We start from the raw sequence: 7,540 nt of genomic DNA on the forward strand, positions 1-7,540 counted from the left end.
GCTCGTACGCGCCGACCACGTCAGCCCGGTCCGGCCTTGTAGCCGACGCCTCGGACGGTCACCACGATCTCGGGACGCTCGGGGTCCCGTTCGACCTTGGAGCGCAGCCGCTGGACGTGCACGTTGACCAGGCGGGTGTCGGCGGCATGCCGGTAACCCCAGACCTGTTCGAGCAGCACCTCGCGGGTGAAGACCTGCCAGGGCTTGCGGGCGAGCGCGACCAGCAGGTCGAACTCGAGGGGGGTCAGCGCGATGGGCTGGCCGTCCCGCTTCACGGAGTGGCCCGCCACGTCGATGACGAGGTCACCGATGGTGAGCTGCTCGGGCGTGGGCTCTTCGGCCCTGCGCAGCCGGGCCCGCACGCGGGCGACGAGCTCCTTGGGCTTGAACGGCTTGATGACGTAGTCGTCGGCGCCGGACTCCAGGCCCACGACGACGTCGACGGTGTCGCTCTTCGCGGTGAGCATGACGATGGGGACCCCGGACTCGGCCCGGATCTGGCGGCATACGTCGATGCCGTCCCGTCCGGGGAGCATGAGGTCGAGGAGGACCAGATCAGGCTTGGTCTCCCGGAAGGCGGCGAGGGCCTTGTCACCGTCGGCCACGAACGACGGCTCAAAACCCTCTCCGCGCAGCACGATGCCGAGCATCTCTGCCAGTGCGGTGTCGTCGTCGACGACCAGGACGCGTCCCTTCATAGCGACCATCATCCCATTACCTGATCGTGACCTGGAGCACGATGCGGGCACAAAGCCGCCAGGGCATCGGCTGTGACCGGCGAAACCACGCCGTTTTCAGTGACTATTGCCGTTATCAGACCCGCGGGTGTGATGTCGAACGCAGGGTTGTACGCCTGGGTACCGAGCGGCGCCACCGGGTTTCCGGCCGATTCGGTGACCTCGTGCCCGGCGCGCTGCTCGATCTCGATGGCCGAACCGTCGGCGGTGCTCTGGTCGACGGTGGTGGTGGGGGCGACGACGATGAAGGGCACGTTGTGGTACCGGGCGAGCACGGCGAGTGGGTAGCTGCCGACCTTGTTGGCGACGGAGCCGTCCGCGGCGATGCGGTCGGCGCCGATGAGGACGGCGTGGACGTTGCCGGCGGCGAAGAGTGAGCCGGCGGCGTTGTCGGTGAGCAGGGTGTACGCCATGCCGGAGCGGGCGGCCTCGTAGGCGGTGAGGCGGGCGCCCTGGAGCAGGGGGCGGGTCTCGTCGACCCACAGGCGGCGCAGCCGGCCCTGGCGGTGCGCGGCGAGGGCGACGGCGAACGCGGTGCCCTCGCCACCGGAGACGAGGGCGCCGGTGTTGCAGTGGGTCAGGATCTGGTAGCCGCCGCCGGGGAGGAGTTCGGTGAGCAGCTGGAGGCCGTGGCGAGCCATGGCGGCGCTGGCCTCCTTGTCCTCGGCGTGGAGGCTGCGGGCCTCGGCCAGTGCAGCCGCCGCGGCGCGTTCGGGGTCGCCGCCGGCAGCGCCGGTGAGGGCGGCCCGGTAGGCGGCGAGGGCCCGCCGGACGCCGTAGGCCAGGTTGACGGCGGTGGGCCGGGCGTGGGCGAGGGATTCGGCCGCCTCGTCCACGTCGTAACCGCGGACGGCGGCGAGGGCCACGCCGTACGCGCCGGCTATGCCGAGCAGCGGGGCGCCGCGCACGGCGAGGCCGCGGATGGCCTCGACCAGGGCGGGCACGTCGGTGCAGACCAGTTCGACCTCCTCGGCGGGCAACCGGGTCTGGTCGAGGAGGACGAGGACGGGGCCCTCCGGCGGCTCCTCCCAGCGCAGCACCGGCAGGGGCTCCTCAGGGTTGCCCTTGGAATCATTGGCCAGAGTTACCACGTACTGATCACCCATCTGCTCAGTGTGCCGTGTACGGCAGCACGTTTTGAACGGTTGCGGCACTCCGCATCCGCAGGTACACGCCCGCCTCGCCCATGGCACGATGGCCAGCGTCCCGCCGTTGGACCAGTAGGTAGCGCAGAGCGAAGGAGCGACGATGAACGACTCTCCGGGCTGGGCCTCGCCCGGATCCTCACCCTCCGGCGAACCGGGCCGCGCCGACGGCCCCGGTGCGCCGCAGGACGCTACGCCGCAGAACTGGTCCCAGCAGCAGCCCCCCGCCGGCCAGTGGAAGACCGCCGGCGGCTGGGGCGTCCCTCCGTCGCCCACCGGCCCGGTCTGGGGCAACCCGTCGCCCGGCTGGCAGCAGCCCCATTGGGGTGCCCCGCCGTCGCCGAAGCCCGGTGTCATCCCGCTGCGGCCGCTGGGCATCGGCGAGATCCTCGACGGCGCGGTCTCCACGATGCGCGCGCACTGGCGCACCGTGCTCACCATCTCCTTCGCGGTCTCGCTGCTGACGCAAGGCGCCATGCTGCTGCTCCAGGGGTTCATGCTCGACGACAGCGGGACGCTCAACTCGCTGGACGGCCGGGCCGACCCCTCGTTCAGCGACGTCATGAACGCCGTCGGCGGCACGCTGGCCGCCGGAGGGCTCGCCCTGGTCGTCACCCTGCTCGGGGTGGTGATCGCCACGGCGATGCTCACCATGGTCATCAGCCGGGCCGTCCTCGGCCGCGAGGTGACCCTGGCCGAGGCGTGGTCCGACGCCCGCCGCCAACTGCCGCGCTTGTTCGGGCTGACGCTGCTGCTCACTCTGATCGGCGCCGCGATCTTCGCTGTCGGCATCGTCCCCGGCATCATCGTCGCGGCCGCCGGCTCCGCCCCCGCGGGTGTCGGCCTGGCCTTCTTCGGCGGCGTGGTCGCCCTCGGCGTGGTTGTCTGGCTGATGATCCGCTTCAGCCTCTCCTCGCCTGCCCTCATGTTGGAGAAGCAGGGCGTCCTGAAGTCGATGGCCCGGTCGGTGAAGCTGGTCCGCGGCTCGTGGTGGCGCATTCTGGGCATCCAGTTGCTCACCATGATCCTCGTCTACATCGTCTCGTCGATCATCCAGATTCCCTTCGTGGTGGTGGGCATCCTCGCCGGAAGCGACGGCCTCTCCGCCTTCGCCTCGGGCAACCAGGCGGGTCTCGGCTGGACATATCTGATCGTCATCGGGATCGGTGCCGTCATCGGATCCACCATCACCTTCCCCATCCAGGCCGGCGTTACCGCCCTGCTCTACATGGATCAGCGGATCCGCCGTGAGGCCCTCGACATCGAACTCGCCCGCGCAGCTGGTGTCCCCGGCCACGCCGACGCCCTCGGCGGGAGCGGCGAACCCGGCAACAGCGCGGCCGCCGGGGGCTGATGCCGGTGTCGGGGGAGGACGTACCGGTCACCATTCCCCGCGGCCCCGCCCGTGAGGCGGCCGAGGACGAACTGTCCAAGGGGATCTACCACCGCGACGACCCAGGCCTGCTCGCACGTGCCCTGAACTGGCTCTGGGAGAAGATCGCCCACCTGATGGACACCGCCTCCGGGGTCACCCCCGGAGGCGGCGTCGGCCTGGTGACGATCATCATCGTGGTCGTGCTGCTGGCCGTCGGCCTGCGGTTGCGGCTCGGGAGGCTGCGCGGGCAATCCACCGCCGGCACGAAACTGTTCGCCGACGTCCCGAGGACCGCCGCCGAGCACCGGGCCGCCGCCGAGGAACACGCACACCACGGCAGGTGGAGCGAGGCCGTCCAGGAACGGATGCGCGCGATCGTGCGCTCCCTGGAGGAACGGGCCCTGCTCGACCCGCGCCCCGGCCGGACCGCGGACGAGGCCGCCGCCGAGGCGGGCCGCCCCCTCCCCGACCACGCCGCCCGCCTCGCGCACGCGGCCCGCACCTTCGACGACGTCACCTACGGGGACCACCAGGGCACCCCGGACGCCTACGCCGCCCTTTGCGAACTCGACACCGAAGTGCAGCGCGCCAAGCCCCGCTTGGCCGAGAGCGGCGCAGGGGCCGCCGGAGGCTCGCGCCCGTGACCGACACCCTGTCCCCGGCACCGGCGCCCGCCCCGGCCACGACGTCGGTCTCCCCGACCGCAGGCCAGCTGTGGACCCGCTCGCGCGCCCTGCTCGCGGCGTTCCTCCTCCTGATCGTCTTCGGCGTCCTCTACGCCGCCGCGCGTTCCGGTGAGAACCATGACGCACTCGACCCCCGCTCTCCCGACCCGTCCGGCAGCCGGGCCGTCGCTCAACTCCTCCACGACCAAGGTGTGACCACCACGGTCGTCACCACCACCGACGAGGCCGTGGCCGCCGCCGGACCCGATACCACGCTCCTCGTCACCGTGCCCGACCTGTTGACGAGGCGTCAGCAGGACGCGGTGGGCGAGGTGATGGACCGCTCGGGCGGCCGCGTCATCCTCCTCGCCCCCGGCAAGCCCTCCATCGGACGGCTCGCCCCGGGCATCCAGTACACAGGGCCCGTCCCCGTGCGCGTGCTGGAACCCGGGTGTGGGCTGTCCGCAGCCCGCACCGCCGGCTCCGCCGAGATGGGAGGCGGCGGCTACCAGACGTCCTCGCGGGACGCAGACCGCTGCTATCCCGACGCCCCGGGTGACTTCACCCTGCTGCGCATCCCCGCGGCCAACGGCGGCGACACCGTCATCCTCGGCACCCGCGCACTCCTGCAGAACGAGAACCTCGCCGAGCAGGGCAACGCCTCGCTCGCCCTGCAGATCCTCGGCACCCGCCCGAAGCTCGTCTGGTACCTCCCTTCCCTCGCCGACGCCTCCGCCTTCGACGGCGGTCGGCAGAGCTTCCTCGACCTGATCCCCGACGGCTGGACCTGGGCCGTCCTCCAGCTGTTCATCGCCGCCGCCCTCGCGGCCCTCTGGCGCGCCCGCCGCCTCGGCCCCGTCGTCGCCGAGCGGTTGCCTGCCACCGTCCGTGCCGCGGAGGCCACGGAGGGGCGTGCCCGCCTCTACCGCCACGGGCGGGCCCGCGACCGCGCCGCGGAGGTGTTGCGCACCGCCGCACGCGACCGGCTGGCCCCGCTGGTCGGCGTCCCTCCGGCCCAGGCCCACGACGCGACCGTCCTGCCCGCCGCGGTGGCCGCCCACCTTGACGACGCCGCCGTCGACTCGCACAGCCTGCTCCACGGCCCGCCTCCCCCCGATGACGCGGCCTTGCTGCGTCTCGCCGACGATCTCGACGCACTGGAACGCCGCGTCCTTCTCAACGAGAGGAAAGCAACCCCGTGAGCGCCGCCCCGACCGCCGACAGCGCCCGTGCCTCCCTGGAGGCCCTGCGCGCCGAAATCGCCAAGGCCGTCGTCGGCCAGGACCCCGCCGTCACCGGCCTGGTCGTGGCCCTGCTCTGCAGGGGTCACGTCCTCCTCGAAGGGGTCCCCGGGGTCGCCAAGACCCTTCTCGTACGCGCCCTGGCCGCCTCCCTCCAGTTGGAGACCAAGCGGGTCCAGTTCACCCCCGATCTGATGCCCGGCGACATCACCGGCTCCCTCGTCTACGACGCCCGCACCGCCGAATTCTCCTTTCAGGCGGGCCCCGTCTTCACCAACCTGCTGCTCGCCGACGAGATCAACCGCACTCCGCCCAAGACCCAGGCGTCCCTCCTGGAGGCCATGGAGGAGCGCCAGGTGTCCGTCGACGGCATCCCGCGGCCGCTGCCCGAGCCGTTCCTCGTCGCGGCGACGCAGAACCCGGTCGAGTACGAGGGCACCTATCCGCTTCCCGAGGCCCAGTTGGATCGCTTCCTCCTGAAGCTGATCCTGCCGCTGCCCTCGCGCGAGACCGAGATCGACGTCCTCACCCGCCACGCCGACGGCTTCAACCCCCGGGACCTGGACTCCGCTGGTCTGCGACCGGTCGCCGGCCCTGCCGACCTCGACGCCGCCCGGGCCGCCGTCGCCAAGACGTCCGTCTCCGCCGACATCACCGCTTACATCGTCGATATCTGCCGAGCCACCCGTGAATCCCCCTCTCTGACCCTCGGCGTCTCCCCCCGGGGAGCCACCGCCCTGCTCGCCACCGCCCGTGCCTGGGCCTGGCTGACCGGCCGTGACTACGTCATCCCCGACGATGTCAAGGCCCTCGCCCTCCCCACGCTCCGGCACCGCATCCAGTTGCGGCCCGAAGCCGAGATGGAAGGCACCACACCAGATTCGGTGATCACCTCGGTCCTTGCCCGCGTCCCCGTACCGCGCTGAGAGGGCCACGACCGACCATGGCACTCACCGGACGTACCGCTCTGCTGGCCGCCCTCGGCGCCCTCGCCGTCGGTCTGCTGCTCCCCGGCTGGAACGGCATCCTCCTCGTCGAAGGCATCCTTCTGTTCGGAATTCTGTGCGACGTGGCGCTCGCCGCGCCAGTACGAAAGCTCCATTTCACCCGATCCGGCGAAACATCAGTTCGGTTCGGTGAAACGGCGGCAGTCGTACTCACGGTGACCAACCCCGGCCGGCGCCCGCTGCGTGCCCACCTCCGCGACGCGTGGCCACCCAGCAGCTGGTCCGCCGGTACCGAGGTCACCGCGTCCCGTCACCGGCTGACCGTCCCGCCCGCCGAACGCCGCCGCGTCACCACCACCCTGCATCCCACCCGCCGCGGCGACCGGCACGCCGAACGTGTCACCGTCCGCTCCTACGGGCCCCTCGGCCTGGCGGCCCGACAGGGCTCCCACCGCGTCCCCTGGACAGTCCGGGTCCTCCCGCCCTTCCACAGCCGCAAGCACCTGCCGTCGCGCTTGGCACGCCTCCGCGAGCTCGACGGACGGACATCCGTACTCATCCGGGGCCAGGGCACCGAGTTCGACTCGCTCCGCGAGTACATCCCCGGCGACGACACCCGCTCCATCGACTGGCGGGCCACCGCACGCCGGGCGACCGTCGCAGTGCGTACCTGGCGCCCCGAACGCGACCGCCACATCCTCGTCGTCCTCGACACCGGCCGCACCGCCGCAGGACGCGTAGGCGACGCCCCACGCCTCGACGCCGCCATGGACGCCGCATTGCTGCTGGCCGTCCTCGCGGGCCGAGCCGGTGACCGCGTCGACCTCCTGGCCTACGACCGCCGCGTACGCGCCTCCGTGCAGGGCCGGGCCGCCCGGGACATGCTCCCCGCCCTGGTCAACGCCATGGCACCGCTCGAGGCCGAACTCGTCGAGTCCGACGCCCGCGGTTTGGTCGCCACGGTCCTTCAACGGGCCACACAGCGCTCGCTCGTCGTCCTCCTCACCGGGCTCGACGCCGCGCCGATGGAAGAAGGCCTGCTGCCCGTCCTCCCTCAGCTCACCCACCGCCACGAGGTCCTCATCGCCTCCGTGGCGGACCCCCGCATCGAAGAACTGACCCGGAGCCGTGGCAGCGTCGACGCGGTTTACGGGGCCGCGGCCGCCGAGCAGGCCCGGGCTGAACGCCGCCGCGTCGCCCAGCGTCTTTCCCGGCACAACATCACCGTCGTCGACGCTCCGCCCTCCGACATCGCCCCCGCGTTGGCGGACGCCTACCTCGCCCTCAAGGCCGCTGGCCGGCTGTAGAAGGACGGCGGCAAGGGCACTACGGCCGGCCGGTCCGGCGGGTACCCGTCCTGTCTGATGGGCGCCGTGGGGACAACACAAAAAAGCCCCGGCTCCCGAGTCATTGAACTCGGGAGCCGGGGC

Annotated in this window: 7 protein-coding genes; 5 read left to right on the plus strand and 2 right to left on the minus strand. The window is 72.0% G+C overall.

Annotated features, from left to right (window positions below; all coding sequences use genetic code 11):
* Window positions 1-20: 20 nt before the first annotated feature.
* On the minus strand, window positions 21-710 hold the full coding sequence (gene mtrA, locus AC3EUJ_RS34730) for a two-component system response regulator MtrA (protein WP_078620260.1): 690 nt from the start codon (window positions 708-710) through the stop codon (window positions 21-23).
* Window positions 707-1,843: an S-methyl-5-thioribose-1-phosphate isomerase gene (mtnA, locus tag AC3EUJ_RS34735; RefSeq protein ID WP_431968601.1), complete on the minus strand. Its 1,137-nt coding sequence runs from the start codon at window positions 1,841-1,843 to the stop codon at window positions 707-709. The genes mtrA and mtnA overlap by 4 nt, the downstream gene beginning before the upstream one ends.
* A gap of 142 nt (window positions 1,844-1,985) precedes the next feature.
* Between mtnA and AC3EUJ_RS34740 the strand changes: the two genes are divergently transcribed.
* The 5 genes from AC3EUJ_RS34740 to AC3EUJ_RS34760 are packed head-to-tail and all read left to right on the plus strand — an operon-like array spanning window position 1,986 to window position 7,417.
* A complete protein-coding gene (locus AC3EUJ_RS34740; RefSeq protein WP_431968603.1) occupies window positions 1,986-3,236 on the plus strand; it encodes a DUF7847 domain-containing protein in 1,251 nt (416 codons plus the stop codon).
* Window positions 3,236-3,901, plus strand: coding sequence for a DUF4129 domain-containing protein (locus AC3EUJ_RS34745; RefSeq protein WP_431968605.1), 666 nt, complete (start codon window positions 3,236-3,238; stop codon window positions 3,899-3,901). Before AC3EUJ_RS34740 ends, AC3EUJ_RS34745 begins: the two co-directional genes overlap by 1 nt.
* Window positions 3,898-5,124: a DUF4350 domain-containing protein gene (locus AC3EUJ_RS34750; protein WP_431968607.1), complete on the plus strand. Its 1,227-nt coding sequence runs from the start codon at window positions 3,898-3,900 to the stop codon at window positions 5,122-5,124. Before AC3EUJ_RS34745 ends, AC3EUJ_RS34750 begins: the two co-directional genes overlap by 4 nt.
* A complete protein-coding gene (locus AC3EUJ_RS34755; protein WP_431968609.1) occupies window positions 5,121-6,089 on the plus strand; it encodes an AAA family ATPase in 969 nt (322 codons plus the stop codon). The genes AC3EUJ_RS34750 and AC3EUJ_RS34755 overlap by 4 nt, the downstream gene beginning before the upstream one ends.
* Before the next feature lie 17 nt (window positions 6,090-6,106).
* Window positions 6,107-7,417: a DUF58 domain-containing protein gene (locus AC3EUJ_RS34760; RefSeq protein ID WP_431968611.1), complete on the plus strand. Its 1,311-nt coding sequence runs from the start codon at window positions 6,107-6,109 to the stop codon at window positions 7,415-7,417.
* Window positions 7,418-7,540: the final 123 nt, after the last annotated feature.

Source organism: Actinacidiphila sp. bgisy160 (genome assembly GCF_057707815.1).

What these genes read in the sequence shown, in the direction of transcription:
- AC3EUJ_RS34760 (WP_431968611.1), top strand. Translation starts at nt 6,107, where the DNA reads ATGGCACTCACCGGACGTACCGCTCTGCTGGCCGCCCTCGGCGCCCTC.
- AC3EUJ_RS34740 (WP_431968603.1), top strand. Translation starts at nt 1,986, where the DNA reads ATGAACGACTCTCCGGGCTGGGCCTCGCCCGGATCCTCACCCTCCGGC.
- mtrA (WP_078620260.1), bottom strand. Translation starts at nt 710, where the DNA reads ATGATGGTCGCTATGAAGGGACGCGTCCTGGTCGTCGACGACGACACC.
- AC3EUJ_RS34745 (WP_431968605.1), top strand. Translation starts at nt 3,236, where the DNA reads ATGCCGGTGTCGGGGGAGGACGTACCGGTCACCATTCCCCGCGGCCCC.
- mtnA (WP_431968601.1), bottom strand. Translation starts at nt 1,843, where the DNA reads ATGGGTGATCAGTACGTGGTAACTCTGGCCAATGATTCCAAGGGCAAC.